The following is a 14626-nucleotide window of genomic DNA, read 5'->3' on the forward strand; positions in this document are numbered from 1 at the left end:
GTGTCAACCTGATAACCCTCCGAACGGGGTCAAGGTGATGGTCGGAAGGCCAACTGGGATATGGCGAATCTCACCGCGGCCCCCGGCCGCGTCCGGCGTGTCACTCCGGCCGGGCGGAGCGCGTCGTCGGCCGACCATGGGCGTCGTCACCGCCTGGTGGCGTCGGCGATAGCGTCGGCTCCGTGGCGGGTACCGTGCGGGACTGGTTCCTCCCCCCTCCGTCGACCACCCCCGTCGTCGTGGACCCGCGGCGCCGGCGGCTGATCCTCACCGAGTTGCTCGTGGTGCTCACCGTCACCACCGGCCTGTCCGCCGTGCGCAGCGCACTCAGCCTCGTGGACGCGCTGCTGGCGCCGACCCCGCTGGCACAGCAGCAGGTGGTGCTCAACGCTCCCGCCGCGGACGTCGAGCTGGTCGATCTGGCGCTGCAGCTGGTCCGGGTGCTGCAGCTGGTCGGCTGGGGTGCGCTCGGCGCCTACCTGCTGCTGCGGGCCGGTTTCGCGCTGCGATCGGTGGGTCTCGACGCCACCCGTCCCGGGCGCGACCTGGGCGGAGCGATGGGGCTCGCCGCTCTGATCGGGGTCCCGGGTCTCGGGCTCTACCTGATCGCCCGGGCGTCCGGCCTGAGTGCGACGATCGCGCCGACGACGCTGGGCGGTACCTGGTGGGAGCTGCCGCTGCTGGTCGCTTCGTCGGCGGCGAACGCGTGGGCCGAGGAGGTCGTCGAGGTCGGCTACCTGCTGACCCGGCTGCGCCAGCTCGGGTGGTCGGCCAACCGTGCCGCGTTGGCTTCGGCGTTCCTGCGCGGTTGCTACCACCTCTACCAGGGCGCGAGTGGGTTCACCGGCAACCTGGTGATGGGTCTGGTCTTCGCGCGGGTCTGGCAGCGAACCAACCGGCTGTGGATGCTCGTCGGCGCGCACACGCTGATCAACGTGGTGGCGTTCCTGGGTTACGCCCTGCTGGCCGGGAGGGTCGGCTGGCTCTAGCCCGGCGCAGCGTGAATGCGGCCAGCCGGACGGTCAGCGCATCGACGAGGAATCCGCCGATGCCCCTGGGGCTGACGGGATCGGCTACGGGGTCACCGACGCCGAGGAGCGGCAGGATCAGCGGGATCGCGAACGCGCCCACCCCGATCACTCCGGTGACGGCGGCGGCGACCAACAGCTCGGGGCGGGGCTCCACGATCAGCGCGGCCGCGCCGACGAACGCCACCGCGGCGAGGGCGAAACCCAGGACGACCGCCGCGCCTGCGGCGTCCAGCGCGATCCACAGGTGCACCGCACCGGCGACGGTCCAGGTGACGGCCACGACTGCGGTGCCGCCGCGGCGCGAGGGGGGCATGGTCGGCATCGTGCTCCAGATCGGGTCAGCGGCTCAGGTTCGGTCTCGCGGGCGGCGAAGTTGGTCCGCACGGCCTGCGTTACCTCGTCGGGGGGTGCGCAGCACGACCGGGTCCATCCGCCCCAGCGACCCGGCGGCGCGCAGGACGCAACTGGTCGGGATGGCGCGTGGGACCTCCAGGCGGCCCACAACTCGCCGTCGGTGTCGACGACCGAAGGGTAGCGGGCACCGAGTTCGTCGAGCAGGCTCAACGCCGCTCCGGCGTCGTCGCGGACGTCGATGCTGACGACGGGTATTGCGTCGGGATGGTGCGCGTAGGCGTCCAGGGCCGGAATCTCCGCGCGGCACGGCCCGCACCACGACGCCCACACGGTGAGCAGCGCGGTCCGGCTGGCGAGCGCGGCGGCGAGGTCGCCTTCGCTCGGACCGCTCAGGCAGGCACGACGATGCCGGCCAGTGGCCCGGCGGGCGGCGGCGCGCCGGGCTGCGCGGTGGGGCAGGGTCGCAGGTCTGCGGCGCCCGCAGCGCGTCGATCTCGGGCCCGGCGGGAGCGCCATCGTCCCCGCGCCGTCCACCGGTCTCGGAGAGACTGAGCCGGCGGCTGCACATCGGGCCGGGGCCACAGCGCGAAGACCCCCGGCCACGGCCAGCACCACGACGACGAGCGTCGTGCGCAGCTCCGGGGACCGCAGCAGCGTGCGCATCAGCCGTCCCCTACCAGCGGTGCACCCGGGGCGGGTTGGACCGGACCACCGGACTGCGTACCGGGCCGCCAACCGGCGAGCACCGCGTCCACCGCCCCGGCCAGCAGCGGGAGGGTGCTGGCTCCGGTGATCTTGGAGACGATCGTGCCATCGCGGTCGATGAGGAACGTCTCGGGCACGCCGAACAGGCCGAACTCCAGCGCCGCGCGGGAGCCGGTGTCGGTGACGTAGCGGTAGTTGTCGCCGCCGCGGCCCAGCTCGTCGAGGAAGCCCACCGCGCCCGAGGTCGTGTCCTGGTAGTCGATGCCGACGAACGTGACGCCGGCGTTGCGGTACTGCTCGGCCGCCCCGACCAGGGCGGCGTGCTCCTCGCGGCAGGCCACGCACCACGACGCCCAGAAGTTGACCACGACGACCTGCCCGCGCAGCTCGGCCAGCGACACCTCGCCCGGGCCCTCCAGCAGGGGCAGGGTCAGCTCCGGTGCGGGGCGGCCGATGAGCGGGCTGTCGACCAGCGTGGGATCGCTGCCCAGCTGCGACCCGAACACCGCGCCGATGCCGATCGCGACCAGCGCCACCAGCACGGCGGCCGCCCGGAACAGGCGCCGCCGCCGGGACAGGGCGGGGGTCAGCGGGTCGTCGGTGACGCTCATCCGGTGCCTGCCGCCCGCTGCTCGGCCTGCGCGGTGAGCTCGTCGACCTGTGCCGCGAGCGCCGCGTCGAGTGGGCGGTTGTCGAGCACGAGCAGGGTGGTCAGCGCACCGACGGGGTCGTTGAGGCCGTCGAGCTGGATGTTGGCCCGATACCAGAGCGCCTCGTCGAGGTTCGGGTCGATGGCCAGGGCCTGGTCGACCGACTCCAGCGCGTCCTGCGGCTGGTCGATCTGGAACAGCAGCCAGCCCAGCCGGGCCAGCCCGGAGGCGTTACCGGGCTCGCGGCGCAGCCCGTCGAGGTAGTGGCCCATCGCCTTGGCGTAGTCGCCCTGCGCGACGTAGCGGTCGGCCAGGGCCAGCCGCATCCCGACCACGTCGGGGTTGGCGGCCACGACCTGCTCCATCTGCTCGTCGGTGACGGGGGCGTTCGGGTCCAGCGGCGGCGCCGCGCCGGTGGCCGCGTCCTGCCCGATCTCGTTGCCGGTGACGAACCCGCCGGCCGGGCGGTCGATCACGGATGCGGGCAGCAGCACCACGGCGACCAGCACGGCGACGACCCCGGCGATGGCGTAGCCGAGCGTCCACGCCCGCAGGCGCGGGGGCCGGGGGGGAGCCGGTCCGCCGGCGTCGGGGTCCGGCGCGGCCGCGTCCAGGGCGTGCAGCGCGCGGGCCGCGGCGCTCTCGTAGCGGCGGCGCAACGGCTGCGCGTCGGCGTCGGTGATCTCGCCCGCGGCGACCTGCTCGTCGAGCTCGACGATGTCGCGCACAGCCTGGTCGGCGAGCTGGCGCAGCTGCAGTTCGCGGGTGCTCACGGCTGGTCCTCCCGATCCGTACGGGCCCGGGCCCGGGCCCGGGCCACAGCCGCGTCGACGCGGGCCCGGTCCGGGTCGTCCAGCTCGGGTTCGGGGCCGGTGCGCGGGCGGGAGCGTGCGCGCGCCCACACCAGCGCGACACCGACCACCGAGACGGCCGGCGGCACCAGCCACAGGGCCAGCGTGACGCCCCCCGTCGGCGGGTCGAGCAGCACCCAGTCGCCGTAGCGGGCCCGGAAGTAGGCGACGATCTCGGTGTCGCTGCGGCCCTGCGCCACCTGCTCGGCGACGACCTGGCGCATCGCGACCGCCGTATCCGAGGGGGAGTCGGCGATCGAGACGCTCTGGCAGACCGGGCAGCGCAGGGTCTGCGCCAGCTCCTGGACCCGGTCGGGGGCCGGCTGGCCCGCGGTGAGCAGCGCGACCACCGTGATCGCGAGCAGCACGAGCGTCAGCACCGTGACGGCCTCGGACCTGCGCGTGCGGATCCCGGGCTCAGACACCGCTGCCCACCTCCGACCGGGGCTCCTTGCGCGACTCCGCCACCGGGCCGGGCCGCCACCGCCGCCCGCCCAGCGCCCAGAACCCGCCCGCGGCCACAAGCGCACCGGCCAGCCACAGCCACACCATGAACGGGTAGCGGAACAGGTTGAGCGTGACCCGCTCGGGGGTCAGCGCGCCGAGTGCGACGTAGACGTCCTGCGCCGGGGTGGTCCAGACCGACGGGTTGCCGACGGCCTGGGTCTGGCCGGGGAAGGAGTTGAGCCGCGGCTCGGCGACCCGGACGATCTCGCCGCCGGAGCGCAGCACGATGTGCGCGTCGGTGACGAGCCGGTCGGGCAGCTGGTGGCGTTCGCTGACCTCGAAGGTCACGGTGTAGCCGGCGAACTCGGCGGACTGGCCGCGGTCGAGGGTGATGGTGGACCGTTCGGCGAGCCCGCCGGACACCGCGATCACCGCGGCGGTCAGCGCCACCCCGAGGTGGGCGAGCTGACCTCCCCAGTAGCCGCGCTGCCCGCGGACCAGCCGCAGCAGCCCCGCCGGGGTGCGCGCGGGCGCGGAGACCAGCAGCTGGCGCACCGTGGACGTGGCGATCCCGGCGGCGATGCCGACCACCGCGACCACCCCGGGCGAGCGCACACCGGCGCCGACGACGGCCACCGACGCCACGGCCGCGGCCAGCAGCGGGATCCGCAGCCGCTCCCACAGCACCGCTGCGGTCGCGTGCCGGTAGGGGGTGACCGGGCCGACGCCCATCGCGAGCAGCAGCGCGAAACCCAGCGGCACCGCCATCCGGTCGAAGAACGGGCGCCCGACCGACACCTGCTGCCCGGTCAGGGCCTCGACGAGGATCGGGTAGGTGGTGCCGAGGAGCACGACGAACGCGAACAGGCTCAGCAGCAGGTTGTTGACCAGGAACATGCCCTCGCGGCTGGCCAGGCTCTCCGGCCGGGACAGCGACGCCACCCGTTCGGCCCGCAGCACGATCAGCGTGAGCCCGAAGACGACGACGACGACGAAGAACGCCAGCAGCGCGGGTCCGATCGGGGACTGGCTGAAGCTGTGTACCGACACCACGACCGAGGAGCGGGTGAGGAAGGTGCCCAGGATGGTCAGTGCGAACGTGGCGAGGACCAGTACGAAGTTCCAGGCCTGCAACATGCCGCGCCGGACCTGGACCACCGAGGAGTGGATGAACGCGGTGGCCACCAGCCACGGGATCAGCGCGGCGTTCTCCACCGGGTCCCATGCCCAGTACCCGCCCCACCCGAGTACCTCGTAGGACCACCAGCCACCAAGCACCAGCCCGCCGGTGAGGAAGCTCCAGGCCACCAGGTTGGCCCGCCGGGTGCGGCGCAGCCAGTCGACGCCGCCCTCGCGCAGCAGCAGTGCCGACATCGCGTAGGCGAACGGCACCGTGAACCCGACGTAACCGAGGTAGAGCATCGGCGGGTGCAGGGCGATGAGGAAGTTGTCGGCCAGGATCGGGTTGGGCCCGGGCCCGTCCGCGGGCGGGTTCGCGAGGATCTCGAACGGGTTCGCGGCCAGCAGGATCATCGCGAAGAAGAACGCCGCGACCAGGCCCAGCAGCCCCAGCGCGCCGGTACCGAGGCGGTCGGAGGTGTCGGGGACCCCGCGCGCGACCACCGCGGTGTAGCCGGCGAGCACCAGCGCCCACAGCACCAGGCTGCCGTCGAGCGCGGCCCAGGCGCTGGTGATGGTGAACAGCAGCGGGGTGGCCCGCGAGTGGGTCTCGGCCACGTAGGACACCGCGAAGTTGTCGGTCAGCAGCGCCACCTCGAGCGCGGCCATGGCGAGCACCGCGCCGCCGAGCATGCACCACACGGCGACCCGCAGCTGCCGGTGCCGCACGGCGTCGGGGCGCCGTTGGGCGCGCAGGCCGAGCACGCCGAGCACGATGGAGCCGGCCAGGCCGAGCATCGCGCCCGCCCACCCGGCGGCCGGGACCAGGGTCGTCACGACGCGGCGTCCTCGGCGGGCCGGTAGTTCTCGTCGTGCTTGACCTTCATGGTGTCCGAGGTGAACGTCCCCGCTCGCCAGGAACCCTCCAGGACGACCCCAATGCCGGAGCCGAACAGCTGGGCGGGCGCACCCTGGAACGCCACCGGGACCGTGACGCCGCCTGGCCCGACATCGGAGCTGACGGTGAACGAGACGCCCTGCGGGGTGGTCGCCACGCTGCCGTCGACGACGAGCCCACCGAGCTGGAACCGGCGTCCGTCCGGGTAGCCCGCCTGCTGGGCGAGCGCCTCGTCCGGGGTGAGGTAGTAGACGAGGTTGCGGTTGAGGTTGCCGAACACGAGCATCCCGACCAGCACCGCTGCTGCGCCCAGCGCGACGAGCGCGAGCAGCTTGTACCGGCCGACGACTCCGCGCGCGGCGGTGCGGGCGGCGGTCACGTCCGGCCCCCGGCACGACGCCGCAGGGCGGCGGACCGCCGCGCCAGAATCAGGAGGTAACCGGTCACGGCCACCCCGGTCGTGCCGTAGCCGAGGATCACCCAGGCCCACTCAGACATCCGTATTCTCCGATCGTGCGGTGGCGAGCAGCGGTGCGGACACGGCGTCCCCGGCCAGTGGGTGGGTGTCCTGGGCCGCGTCGAGCGCGTCCTCCGTGGCGGCCATCCGGGCGCGCGCCCGCACCATCAAGACGTAGAGCAGGGTGAACACCACGGCGTTGCCGAGCAGCACGAGCAGCATCGAGGAGTCCATGGTCGGGCCGCCGGGCCGGATGACCGAGGGCGGCTGGTGCAGGGTTCGCCACCACACCACCGAGAAGTGCACGAGCGGCACCTGCGCGAACGCCACCACCCCGAACACCGCGGACCGCTTGGCGCGGTCGAGCGGGTCGGGGGTGGCTCGGCGCAGCGCCAGGTAGCCGAGGTAGACGAACAGCAGCAGCGCCGTCGTGACCAGCCGGGCGTCCCAGGTCCACCACACCCCCCAGGTCGGGCGGCCCCAGATCGAGCCCAGCGCGATCGCCAGCGCGGTGAAGAACACCCCGACCTCGGCACTGGATGCGGCCAGCCGGTCCAGACCCGGGCGGCGCCGCCACAGCCAACCCAGGCTGGCAGCGAACGTGATCCCGTAGCTGAGGAAGGCCGTCCATGCGGCGGGCACGTGCACGTACAGCAACCGCACCAGATCACCCTGGACGACGTCGGGGGGTGACAGCACGGCCGCGGTGACGCCGGCGGCGGCAGCTATGCCGACGACCAGTGGTAGCCGGCGACCGAACACCGGGCCGGGTGGAGTGATCAGTGGTGTCATGCCAGGTCCTCCAGGTAACGTGCGCACCACGCGGCCAGCAGCGCGGCGACGAGATCGACGGTGGTCACGAGCAGCAGCCACGGCCAGGGCGACCGCCCGTAGCCGGTGGCCTGCGCGACCCCGGTGGCCCCGAGCAGCAGCGGCACCGCGATCGGTACGACCAGCAGCGGGCCGAGCGTGGTCCGGCCGGCCAGGCCGACGGCGAGTGCGTCGGCGAGGGCACCGAGCACCGCCAGCCCGGCGGCGACGAGCACGAAAACCGGCAGCACCCACGGCCAGCCGGTGAGGTCGGGGTCGGGGTCGTAGAGCAGCACCGCCACCGGCGCCAGCACCAGCTGGAACCCCAGCAGCAGCACCCCGTTGGCAAGCGCCCGCCCGGCCAGGCGCACCCGCGGGCTCACCCCGGCCAGTCGCAGCATGGCCAGCTGCGCGGGGCCGTCGACGGCGCTGGCGCGCATCGTCACCAGTACCCCGAACAGCAGCACCACCAGCCAGTACAGGGCCGGGCCCAGCTGGCGCAGCAGCGGGGTGTCGGTGCCGACGGCCAGCGGGGCGAGCAGCAGCGCCACTGCCCCGAACGGCGCGGTGACCAGCATCGCCTCCCCGGCCCGGCGTTCCAGGCGCAGGTCCTTGGCGGCCAGTGTCAGGCACTGGGTGAGCGGGGCCACGAGGAGGGTGGTCACGGCGCCACCTCGGGGAGTGCGCGCCCGTCGACGATCCGGACCAGCCGGTCGGCCAACCCGGCGAGCCGCTCCGGTTCGTGGGAGACCAGCACGCACGTCCCACCGCGCGCCCGTACCTGCCCGACGAGCTGGTCGACCAGGTCGGCGGCACCGTGGTCCAGGCCCGCGTGCACCTCGTCGAGCAGCAACAGCGACGGCTCGGTCAGCAGCACCCTGGCCAGGTCGGCGCGCCGCGCCATGCCCTGCGAGCAGCCCTCCGCGCGGCGTGCCGCGGCGCCGGCGAGCCCGACCGCGGCCAGCGCCCGGTCCGCGGCCTCGTCACTGCGGCCGGTCAGGCGGGCGACGAAGTGCAGGTTCTCGGCCAGGGTGAGCTGGGGGTAGAGCGCCGGGAGATGGCCGACCATGGCGATCCGGGTGCGGATGTCCGGCACGCCGGGTCCGCCGAGCTCATGGCCGAGGACCTCGGCCCGGCCGGCCGAGGGGACGGCCAGGGTCGCGAGCAGCCGCAGCAGCGTGGTCTTGCCCGATCCGTTGGCCCCGAGCACGCCGAGCACCGCACCGGTGGGCAGCCGCAGGTCGAGGTCGCGCAGCACCGGTGCACGACGGACGTTCACCGCCACGCCGTCCAGGCACACCGCCCAGCCTGCCGGCCGGACGGCTGCTCCACGGGCCGGGAGCGCGGCCCGTGCGGTGGAGGGTCCAGTGTGTGGCATGTCGTCCCCGGGTTCGGCTCATCGCATGCGGCTTCTACTATGAGTGCTCCTACTATGCGGTGTAGAAGTTCCGTGTCTGCAACCGGGTCGGGCATCGGAGGGAGCGGCCGTGGAACTGTTCGCGCTGGTCTCGCTGGCGCTGGTGGCCGGGGCGGTGTCATTCAGCTCCCCGTGCGTGCTGCCGCTGCTGCCCGGCTATGTGTCCTACGTGTCCGGGCTGTGCGGCACGCCATCCGGTGGCTGCGCGAGGCCGAGCAGGCTCGGCCTCGCGCAGCGGCGACGTGTCCGGCTCGGCGCCGGGCTGTTCGTCGTCGGGTTCGCGACGGTGTTCACGGTGCTGGGCGCCACGGCGTCGGTGCTAGGGCTGCTGCTGCGCCAGAACCTCGACGTCGTCAACCTCGTCGGTGGTGCCGTCGTGGTCATGCTGGGCCTGGCCATGACCGGTCTGCTACGGATCTCGCTGCTACAGCGTCAGGCCCGGTTCGAGCTGACGGCGATCAGCACCGGACCGGGGGGCGCGTTCCCGCTGGGCGCGGCGTTCGCGTTCGCCTGGACTCCGTGCGTGGGGCCGGTGCTCGCGTCCATCCTCACCGCGGCGGCGGGATCGGCCGATCCGGGGCGTGGCGCGGTGCTGCTGCTGGCCTACGCCCTCGGGCTCGGCGTGCCGTTCCTGGTCCTGGCCGCGGGTGTGGCCCGGGGGCGGGACCGTTTCGGCTGGCTGCGCCGCCACGCCCGGTGGATCGAGATCGCCGGCGGGATCGGCCTGGCGGTCACTGGGGTGCTGATGATGACGGGTGGCTGGACGCTGATCATGAGCCGGATGCTCTCGGTCTATGCACGGTTGCAATGGCCCCCGATCTAGCGGCCCCCGCCCCAGTCCCCCATCGGCGTGGTGGGCGGTTCGCGGCCGCCGCACTGGCGACACTCGCGTTCGGCGTCACCGTGCTCGGAGCGGTGGCCACCGGTGTGGGAGTCCCGTCGGCGCTGCTGCGGTTCGTCGCGGCCGTCGCGGCGGCCGGTGCGGTCGGTGCGCTGGTCGTCGTTGCCTTCTTCCGCACATCGGCGGCCGGTCGGTCGGCCGCGCCGGAAACGGTCGCGGGCGGCCGGTGGTTCGCGTGGGTGTGGGCCGTCGCCGCGGTGTCGCTCCTTCTGCTCGACGTCGTGGGCGAGCCCGCGTCCGCTACGCCGGGGATCGTGGTCGCCGTACTGGCGGTGGTCGTGGCGCTGGGCTGCTCGTGGACGACGCGGTGGCGACCGGTCGTCGGGTTGCTGCTCCTGGCCCTGGCCGGGCTCGCGCCGCCCGTGGTCGCGGGTCGGGTAGCAGGCGGTCCGGACCTCGACACCGCCACGAATGCGCTGCTGCTGCACGTTGTCGCCGCGTCGATGTGGCTCGGGGTCCGGCTCACGACGCATGGGACGGTGACGCAGCGGTACCGCCGGTTCACCGTGGCGTGCTGGGCGGTGCTCATGTTTTCCGGGGCAGTGACGGCACTGGTCCTCGTCCCGCTCACGCGGCCGTTCGGCACGGCCCTCGGATGGCTGGTGCTGGTGGACCTCGCCGCGGTGGCCGCGTTGGGAGTCGTCGCGCTGCGCCGGTCGCGGTTCCGGCCCGGTGCGCTCGTCGCGGGCGTCGAGACCGGTGTGCTGGTCGTGGCCGTCGCCGCGGTGACCGGCCTGGTCGGAAGCCCCCCGGCCCGCACCGCGTCCGACCCGGTCGAGGCGTTCCTCGGCTACCGGCTCCCGGGCGCGCCGGAGCTGCTGAACGTCCTGGTCACGTGGCGACCGGACCTGCTGCTGGGCACCGCGGCGGTGGTGGCGGCGGCGCTGTACCTCGCCGGGGTGCGCCGGTTGCGCCGCGCCGGGCGAACCTGGTCGCCGGCCCGAAGCGCGTCCTGGATGGCCGGGTGCGCTGTGGTGTTCCTAACCACCTCGTCGGGTGTGGGTGCCTACGCACCGGCGGTGTTCAGCATGCACATGCTGGCGCACATGGCCATGAACATGGTCGCGCCGCTGGCCCTTGTGCTCGGCGCACCGGTCACGTTGGCGCTGCGCGCGCTCGTCCCGGCCCGGGACGGAAAACCGGCCGGGCCGCACGAGTGGCTGCTGGCCCTCATCGACTCCCCGGTCGCCCGGCTGCTCGCCCACCCCGGCCTCGCAGCCGTGGCGTTCGGCGGCTCCTACTACCTGCTCTACCTCACCGGCCTCTTCGAGACGGTGATCGGCGAGCACTGGTCGCGAACGGTGCTCAACGTGGTCATCCTGGCGATCGGGTACCAGTTCTGCTGGGTGGTGGCCGGTGCCGACGCTGCGCCCCGGCGGCTCCCGCACCTGGGGCGGCTCGGCGTCGTGTTCGCCGTCATGCCGTTCCACGTGATCTTCGCGGTGTTGCTGATCACTCGGACCGAGGCGGTCGCGGGGGAGTACTACCGCATGCTCGGTCTGCCGTGGTCGGTCGACCTGGTCGCCGACCAGCAACTCGCCGGGGTGCTGTCGCTGGTGCTCGGCGAGCTGATGCTGATCACGACCCAGGTCGTGCTGCTGGTCCAGTGGTACCGCTACGACCAGCTGGCGGGTTTCCGCTCCGACCCCGGCGACGACGATGCGTCGGCCTACCGGGACATGCTCTCGACGCTGCGCCGCAGCCGTGGCGGCTGACTACACCTCCCGGTGCGGGGGCGGGGGCGGGCGTTCGGCCCCTTCGGGCTCCAGCCACCACGGCGGCATGGTCGGGCCGCCGCCGTACTGCCGGTCCAGGGCGCGGTCGGTGCGCCGGGCGTCGCGCTCGTCGGAGCGGTACCACTGCACCACGAACGCACTGATCAATGCCGCCGCGGCCACGTCACCGAACCCCCACAGCACCCCGCCGCCGACCTCCTGGTCGTCGATCAGGGACGGGCCCCAGGTCCGCGCCACCTCGAGGTAGTAGCCCTCAGCCAGCACCTCGTTCATCAGCATGATCGGGATGCCGAGCAGGATGTGCATCGGGGCTAACGCCAGCACCAGCATGAACTTGAAGAAGAACGGCGGCCGGTGCGGCACCGGGTCGACGCCCAGCAGCGCCCAGTAGAACAGGAACCCGACGAGCACGAAGTGCACGTGCGAGAAGTCGTGTAGCCACACGTTGCGCAGCGACGCCTCGTAAAGAGGGGTGTAGTAGAAGGCGAACTGGGTGATCGCGAACAGGGCGAACGCGACGCCGGGCCGCCCGATGAAGCGGACGGGTCCGCTGTGCACCACGGCCAGCACGACGCGGCGCCATTCGAGGGGGAACGTGCGCATCGCCAGCGTGATCGGGGCGCCCATCGCCAGACCCACCGGCGCGATCATCTGCAGCAGCATGTGCTGGATGGCCGGGACGACGAACAGGGTCCGGTCGTAGACGCCCAGCGCCGACGAGGTGGCGACGAACACCAGCACGAGCCCGAAGAACCAGTACGCGGTCCGCGAGGGGGGCCAGGCGTCGCCGCGGCGACGCAGTATCCGCACACCCCACAGGTAGAGCCCGGCCGCGACCAGCACCGGGATCACCATCACGGGATCGAACGTCCAGGCGGTCAGCATCCGGCTGACGGTGAGCGGCGGCTGGTCCGCATCCGGCATCCAGGCCAGCACCGTGATCGGCGGGGGCAGCATCAACGATCCTCGAGGTCGGGGGAGAACCGGCGCAGGCGCAGGCTGTTGGACACCACGAACAGCGACGACACTGCCATCGCGGCGCCGGCCACGAGCGGGTTGAGCAGGCCCAGCGCGGCCAGCGGGATCGCCGCCACGTTGTAGCCGAACGCCCAGAACAGGTTGCCGCGGATGGTGCGCAGCGTGGCCCGGGACAAGCGGATCGCGTCGGGCACCACCCGTAGGTCGTCGCGCACCAGGATGAGGTCGGCCGCGTCGATCGCGACGTCGGTGCCGGCGCCGACGGCCATGCCCAGGTCGGCGACGGCGAGCGCGGCCGCGTCGTTGACCCCGTCCCCGACGACCGCCACGCAGGCACCGCCCGCCTGCAGCCGCCGGACCTGCTCGGCCTTGTCGGCGGGCAGCACCTCGGCGACGACCGAACCCACGCCTATCTCGCGGCCCACGGCCGTCGCCGTCGCGGTGTTGTCGCCGGTCAGCAGCACAGTCGCCAGGCCGAGGCGGTGCAACTGCCCGACGGCCGCACGCGCGGAGGGCTTCACGAGATCGGCCAGGCCCAGCAGGCCGACCACCACGTCGTCGACGGCGACCACGACGGTGGTCCGGCCCCGCCCCTCCCACTCGCCGCGCAGCGCGTCGAGCCGCGCGGGCACCGCGATACCCAGGTCCGTGAACAGCCGAGCCCGCCCGGCCCGCACCCGGTGGCCGTCCACCACGCCCGCGGCACCGAACCCCGGCTCACTGGTGAACCCGGTCGAGCGGGGCAGCGAGCCGAGGTCGGCCAGCGCCGCCGCCACGATCGCTGCGGCCACCGGGTGCTCCGAGTCCTGCTCCAGCGACCCGGCCGCCCGCAGTACCTCGTCACGGGTGAAGCCGTCGGCGCAGGTCAGCTCGGCCAGCGACATCCGTCCGCTGGTCACCGTGCCGGTCTTGTCGAGTACGACGGTGTCGATCGAGCGGGTGGCCTCCAGCGCCTGGTAACCCTTGACGAAGATGCCCAGCCGGGCCCCGCGACCCGACGCCACCATCAGCGCGGTCGGGGTGGCCAGGCCGAGCGCGCACGGGCAGGCGATCACCAGCACGGCGAGCGCGGCGGCGAACGCGCGCTCGACCGAGCCGTCGAGCAGCGTCCATCCAGCGAAGGTCAGCATTGACAGCGCGACGACGGCCGGTACGAACCACCCGCAGATCCGGTCGGCGAGCCGCTGCACCGACGCCTCACCGGACTGCGCCTGCTCGACCAGCCGGATCATCGCCCCGAGCTGGGTGTCGCGGCCTACCCCGGTGGCCTCGACGACGAGCGAGCCGTGTCGCACGGTCGTGCCGCCGACTACCGCGTCGGTCGGCCCCACATCGACCGGTACCGACTCACCGGTCATCGCGGCGGTGTCGAGGGCGGCCTGCCCGGACACCACCCGCCCGTCGGTGGCCACCGACGCGCCCGGCCGGACCAGGAACCGCTGCCCGACCCGCAGCTCGCCGATCGGCACCGGGCGCTGCGACCCGTCCGGTTCCACCAGGACGACGTCGGCGGCACGCAATGCAGCGAGCTCGCGCAGCGCGGTTCCGGCCGAGCGTTGGGCCTTGGCCTCGAAGTAGCGCCCGGCCAGCACGAACGTCACCAGACCGGCGGCGACCTCCAGGTATATCGCGTCCTCGCCGCGCAGCAGCAGGGCCAGCCCGGTGGCGTCCGACGGCGGTCCGGGCGGGCCGAACATCGCGTAGAGCGACCAGGCGGTCGCGGCCAGCACCCCGAGCGACACCAGGGTGTCCATCGTCGCGATGCCGTGCCGGGCGTTCGCCACCGCGGCCCGGTGGAACGGCCACGCCGCCCAGCCGATCACCGGCAGCGCGAGCGCGAGCAGCACCCACTGCCAGCCGGGGAAGCGCCAGTCCGGCAGCACGGTGAGGGTGATCGACAGGTCGGCGATCGGGACGAACAGCACCACCGAGACCAGCAGCCGTCGCCACAACATCCGGGCGCGGCCGGCGTCGTCGGAGTCGGGTTCACGAGAGCCGTCACGTGGGAGCAGCTCCGCCCCGAAGCCGCTGCGCACCACAGTCTCGACCAGCATCTCGTCGGCGACATCGGGATGCGTGGACACCGTGGCCCGCCCCGTGGCGTAGTTGACTCTGGCGGATACACCGGAGAGCCGGTTGAGCTTGCGCTCGACCCGGGAGGCGCAGGCCGCGCACGTCATCCCGGACACGGACAGCTCGACCAGGCGGTTCTGCTCGGTGGTCACCGGGGAGGTCATCTCAGGCGTCGCCTTCCTCGAACGGCCGTCGGCCG

Annotated in this window: 15 protein-coding genes and 1 pseudogene; 3 read left to right on the forward strand and 13 right to left on the reverse strand. The window is 73.4% G+C overall.

Translation table 11 applies throughout. The annotated features are described in order from the left end of the window. Positions 1 to 182 precede the first annotated feature (182 nt). Entirely contained in the window at positions 183 to 989 is an 807-nt protein-coding gene (locus I4I81_RS03175; protein WP_218601099.1) for a CPBP family intramembrane glutamic endopeptidase, read from the forward strand. Here I4I81_RS03175 and I4I81_RS03180 read toward each other — a convergent pair. From I4I81_RS03180 to I4I81_RS03225, 11 genes and pseudogenes are all read right to left on the reverse strand, one after another. After that, a complete protein-coding gene (locus I4I81_RS03180; RefSeq protein WP_225926487.1) occupies positions 931 to 1344 on the reverse strand; it encodes a hypothetical protein in 414 nt (137 codons plus the stop codon). The genes I4I81_RS03175 and I4I81_RS03180 overlap by 59 nt on opposite strands. 188 nt (positions 1345 to 1532) lie before the next feature. Beyond that, positions 1533 to 2048 (reverse strand): annotated as a pseudogene (locus tag I4I81_RS31525) (TlpA family protein disulfide reductase); the annotation flags it as partial. Then, complete coding sequence (locus I4I81_RS03190; RefSeq protein ID WP_218601097.1) at positions 2048 to 2701, reverse strand: TlpA family protein disulfide reductase; 654 nt, start codon at positions 2699 to 2701, stop codon at positions 2048 to 2050. The gene I4I81_RS03190 and the pseudogene I4I81_RS31525, both read right to left, overlap by 1 nt. Continuing rightward, positions 2698 to 3513, reverse strand: a complete 816-nt coding sequence (locus I4I81_RS03195) for a tetratricopeptide repeat protein (RefSeq protein ID WP_218601096.1) — start codon at positions 3511 to 3513, stop codon at positions 2698 to 2700. Before I4I81_RS03195 ends, I4I81_RS03190 begins: the two co-directional genes overlap by 4 nt. Next, the gene (locus I4I81_RS03200) at positions 3510 to 4016 is read right to left on the reverse strand and encodes a cytochrome c-type biogenesis protein (protein ID WP_226363718.1); all 507 of its coding nucleotides are present in this window, start codon (positions 4014 to 4016) and stop codon (positions 3510 to 3512) included. The genes I4I81_RS03195 and I4I81_RS03200 overlap by 4 nt, the downstream gene beginning before the upstream one ends. After that, positions 4009 to 5994 carry a heme lyase CcmF/NrfE family subunit gene (locus I4I81_RS03205; protein ID WP_218615788.1) on the reverse strand — a complete coding sequence of 662 codons (1986 nt, stop codon included), beginning with the start codon at positions 5992 to 5994 and terminating at the stop codon, positions 4009 to 4011. Before I4I81_RS03205 ends, I4I81_RS03200 begins: the two co-directional genes overlap by 8 nt. Further along, positions 5991 to 6434 (reverse strand): cytochrome c maturation protein CcmE, encoded by a 444-nt coding sequence (locus I4I81_RS03210; RefSeq protein ID WP_218605839.1) that lies wholly within the window; start codon positions 6432 to 6434, stop codon positions 5991 to 5993. The genes I4I81_RS03205 and I4I81_RS03210 overlap by 4 nt, the downstream gene beginning before the upstream one ends. Then, on the reverse strand, positions 6431 to 6553 hold the full coding sequence (locus tag I4I81_RS31125; RefSeq protein WP_267460887.1) for a hypothetical protein: 123 nt from the start codon (positions 6551 to 6553) through the stop codon (positions 6431 to 6433). The genes I4I81_RS03210 and I4I81_RS31125 overlap by 4 nt, the downstream gene beginning before the upstream one ends. After that, complete coding sequence (gene ccsA / locus I4I81_RS03215) at positions 6546 to 7304, reverse strand: cytochrome c biogenesis protein CcsA (RefSeq protein WP_218605840.1); 759 nt, start codon at positions 7302 to 7304, stop codon at positions 6546 to 6548. The genes I4I81_RS31125 and ccsA overlap by 8 nt, the downstream gene beginning before the upstream one ends. After that, a complete protein-coding gene (locus I4I81_RS03220) occupies positions 7301 to 7987 on the reverse strand; it encodes a heme exporter protein CcmB (RefSeq protein WP_218605841.1) in 687 nt (228 codons plus the stop codon). The genes ccsA and I4I81_RS03220 overlap by 4 nt, the downstream gene beginning before the upstream one ends. Continuing rightward, a complete protein-coding gene (locus tag I4I81_RS03225) occupies positions 7984 to 8601 on the reverse strand; it encodes an ABC transporter ATP-binding protein (RefSeq protein ID WP_226363719.1) in 618 nt (205 codons plus the stop codon). The genes I4I81_RS03220 and I4I81_RS03225 overlap by 4 nt, the downstream gene beginning before the upstream one ends. A 208-nt stretch (positions 8602 to 8809) precedes the next feature. On the opposite strand from I4I81_RS03225, the gene I4I81_RS03230 reads away from it, so the two are divergent. Beyond that, the gene (locus tag I4I81_RS03230) at positions 8810 to 9562 is read left to right on the forward strand and encodes a cytochrome c biogenesis CcdA family protein (RefSeq protein WP_218615789.1); all 753 of its coding nucleotides are present in this window, start codon (positions 8810 to 8812) and stop codon (positions 9560 to 9562) included. Next, positions 9547 to 11355, forward strand: coding sequence for a cytochrome c oxidase assembly protein (locus I4I81_RS03235; RefSeq protein WP_218615790.1), 1809 nt, complete (start codon positions 9547 to 9549; stop codon positions 11353 to 11355). Before I4I81_RS03230 ends, I4I81_RS03235 begins: the two co-directional genes overlap by 16 nt. On the opposite strand, the gene I4I81_RS03240 is transcribed toward I4I81_RS03235, so the two are convergent. Together I4I81_RS03240 and I4I81_RS03245 are read right to left on the reverse strand one after the other, a co-directional pair. Then, positions 11356 to 12333 carry a cytochrome c oxidase assembly protein gene (locus I4I81_RS03240; RefSeq protein WP_218606069.1) on the reverse strand — a complete coding sequence of 326 codons (978 nt, stop codon included), beginning with the start codon at positions 12331 to 12333 and terminating at the stop codon, positions 11356 to 11358. After that, a complete protein-coding gene (locus tag I4I81_RS03245) occupies positions 12333 to 14591 on the reverse strand; it encodes a heavy metal translocating P-type ATPase (protein ID WP_218615791.1) in 2259 nt (752 codons plus the stop codon). The genes I4I81_RS03240 and I4I81_RS03245 overlap by 1 nt, the downstream gene beginning before the upstream one ends. Between the last annotated feature and the right edge of the window lie 35 nt (positions 14592 to 14626).

Origin of the sequence: Pseudonocardia abyssalis (assembly GCF_019263705.2) — a bacterium.
Classification (GTDB): Bacteria; Actinomycetota; Actinomycetes; order Mycobacteriales; family Pseudonocardiaceae; genus Pseudonocardia; species Pseudonocardia abyssalis.